2 protein-coding genes are annotated in these 3303 nt (G+C 45.3%); both read left to right on the top strand.

Annotation, left to right across the window (positions count from 1 at the left end; genetic code table 11):
- The first annotated feature begins 129 nt into the window (after positions 1 to 129).
- Positions 130 to 2505, top strand: coding sequence for a xanthine dehydrogenase family protein molybdopterin-binding subunit (locus LD28_RS0112670; RefSeq protein ID WP_050514323.1), 2376 nt, complete (start codon positions 130 to 132; stop codon positions 2503 to 2505).
- A partial coding sequence (locus tag LD28_RS23060) for an FAD binding domain-containing protein (RefSeq protein WP_033137324.1) occupies positions 2486 to 3303 on the top strand: 818 nt, incomplete at its 3' end. The genes LD28_RS0112670 and LD28_RS23060, both read left to right, overlap by 20 nt.

Here is a 3303-nt window from a genome sequence, read left to right as displayed (position 1 = left end):
CAACATATTGGCACATCAAAGCCTACCTTGTAATTTTACACATGGTATTTAAACAATTAAATAAACATATTTTGAGGAATTATTTATCCAGGGTCATTACGAATTTTAAAAAATTTTCAAGGGAAATATATGAAAAAAAATGGTGTTGGAAGCAGAACAAAACGGGTCGAAGATAAGCGGCTGTTGCTTGGGAAAGCAAAGTTTGTCAGCGATATTCGGGTCGCAGGATTACAAGATGTAGCATTTTTGCGCAGCGCCGTGGCACATGGGCGTATTCGTTCAATAACCAAGCCCTCTGGCAGTGAAAAACTGGTTTTCACCAGTGACGATCTTGCGGGCGTCAAGCCAATTGAAGCTAACTCAAGCTTACCAAGTTCTCGTCAATCAGAACAATGGGTACTGGCTCGTGATAAAGTTCGTTTTGTCGGTGAAATTATTGCCATGTGCATTGGTAAAAACCGTGCCGATGCAGAAGACTTGGTGGAAACCGTTGAGGTTGATATCGAGGAGTTGCCTGTTATCACCAGCATTGAAGCTGCCCTTGCGCCTAGTGAGGTTCGTGTTCATGACGAGTGGGACGATAATTTATTTCTTAATTTTGAGATAGGCTCTGATATATCACACTTGGAACAAGAGGCAGATTTTGTTATCGAACGTGAATATCGCATGTCTCGTCAGGTGATGAATCCGATGGAAGGAAAAGGTATCGTTGCCTATTGGGATGAGAAAGAAAATCAACTTATCGTTTATACCTCTACGCAGGTTCCTCATTTGATTCGGACTGGTTTGTCACAGTGTTTGAACATACCACAAGGAAAATTACGTGTTATCGCTCCGGATGTTGGTGGTGGTTTTGGTTATAAATGCATTCTACAACCAGAAGAAGTTGCCATAGCATGGTTAGCGCTCAAAAATCGTGGTGCTTATCGCTGGATAGAAGATCGCCGAGAACATTTAGTCGCAGGAGCAAATACTCGCGAACATCACTACAAAGTGAAAGCATACACTGATAAAAAAGGCCGTATATTAGGTTTAGATGCTGTTATCGCTGTTGACTCTGGTGCGTATTCTGTATGGCCATTTACAGTAGGACTTGAGGCAGCACAAGCGGGTGGTAATCTCCCTGGTCCTTATAAAATCACCAATTATCACTGTAAAGTGCTTTCTCCTGCGACGAATAAACCAGCATTTTGCCCTTATCGGGGGGTTGCGCGTCCAGGCGTATGCTTTGCAATTGAACGCACCATTGATGAAATCGCTCGAGCAGTGGGCCGCGAAGCATGGGAAGTGCGTCTGGAGAATTTGATCCCACCAGAGGCAATGCCTTACACCAATATTACTGGAAAATATTACGATAGTGGCGATTATCCAACCGCATTACATCGGGCGATCGAAATGGTCGATCTTAACGCTGTTCGCCAACGTCAGAAAGATACCGTCAATAGTAAAAAACGCATTGGTATTGGTTTTGCCATTTTTAATGAACAGAGTGCCCACGGTACTCAAGTTTTTGCAGCCTGGGGATTACCCTTGGTACCCGGTTATGAAGCCGCAACCGTACGACTTACCCCTGATGGTGGGCTTGAGGTGCTATCCGGCACTCAAGGTATCGGACAAGGTATCCAGACCACATTGGGTCAGGTCGCCAGTGAAATAACAGGGATTGATTTTGAGCAAATTAAAGTGGTGTTGGGCGATACAGGTAATACCCCATACTCGACAGGGGCCTACGCATCCAGAGCGATGGTCATGGCAGGTGGTGCAGTTTCCCAAGCCTGTAAGGAGCTGATCAATAAGATAACTCGTTTAACTGCGGAAATAATGAAGTGCGCAGAAAATGAAATAGTGATTGCTGATGGACATGCAACTGGCCCGACTCGGAGCTTATCTTTTGCCGAGCTGGGTAATATTTGGTATGTGCAACCTGACCGTTTGCCTAAAGGCATTCACGTTGAAGGATTAGAAGCTACAGGATATTACAAACCTGCTGTTGACAGCGGTGTATTCTCTTATGCCGCCCATGCCGCTGTGGTTGAGGTCGATATAGAGACCGGACTGGTGAAAATTCTCGATTATGTTGTTATTGAAGATTGTGGCCAAATGGTTAACCCCATGATTGTCGAAGGTCAAACTATTGGCGGTGTTGCTCAAGGTATTGGCACCGCACTATATGAAGAAGTGCGTTATGATAGCAAGGGTCAGCCTATGAGTTCTACCTTAGGCGATTATCTCTTACCCGGGCCAAATGAAATTCCCCAAATCCGGATTGGCCATATGGAACATCTCTCGCCTTTTACTGAATTTGGTATTAAAGGGATCGGTGAAGGTGGTGCTATTGCACCTGGCGCCTCCATTCTCAATGCTATCAATGATGCTCTGGGAGACATGGGAGTACATCTCAATACAACACCTGCCTCACCGGAAAGAATTCTCACCGCTATCCATAATGCTCATCATGTGCCAACCACTACCGCGGAGATGAAAAATGAAACCTGTTCAATTTAATTATTGTTCTCCAAAGACCTTGGCAGAAGCTTGGGAAGAATTTTTACCGGACTCAGTGACCAAATGGCTCGGTGGCGGTCAGTCTTTAGGTCCGATGTTAAACCTGCGCTTGGCTCGACCCAATACCCTTGTGCAACTGTCAGGCATTGAAGAATTAACTCATGTAGAAATAACCAAGCAATATATTCGCTATGGTGCCATGTCACGTCATGCTGATTTTGAAGATGGCAAATTGCCTGATATTACTGGACATATGTTACAAAACATTGCAGCTGGCATCGCTTACAGAGCAGTACGCAATCGCGGCACAATAGGCGGAAGCTTGGCTCACGCAGATCCTGCTGCAGACTGGTTAAATGCCATGGTCGCTCTTGACGCCAAGATCAATATTACAGGGAAGAATGGCAAGCGCAGTGTTACCGCAACAGAATTTATGTTGGCGGCGTTTACTACCGTGATGACAGCAGATGAGGTAATTGTTTCAGTAGATGTCCCCCGCCTAAGTGATAATGCTCGCTGGGGTTATAGTAAATACTGCCGTAAACCTGGGGAGTTATCTGAAGCGACCGCAACCGTCGTTGTTGATCCTGATCGGGGATATGCACGCATTGTTTTGGGAGCCTTGCATGGCGCCCCAGTGCCTCTCGAGGAGCTGGCAGATATACTGGCACAAAAAGGCCTGGACACCGCATTAGAGTATGTCGAGGAAATCGTTACCCCTTATGTTTTATCTATGTCTGAATATCGCCGAAAAATATACGCTGTAATCGTAAAAAAAGCATTGATGCAACTTAGGGG

Source organism: Aeromonas finlandensis (genome assembly GCF_000764645.1).
GTDB classification, from domain to species: Bacteria; Pseudomonadota; Gammaproteobacteria; order Enterobacterales; family Aeromonadaceae; genus Aeromonas; species Aeromonas finlandensis.
The sequence above is the reverse complement of the archived record's forward strand: the minus strand, read 5'-3'. Positions and strand labels throughout refer to the sequence as shown.

What these genes read in the sequence shown, in the direction of transcription:
- LD28_RS0112670 (WP_050514323.1), top strand. Translation starts at nt 130, where the DNA reads ATGAAAAAAAATGGTGTTGGAAGCAGAACAAAACGGGTCGAAGATAAG.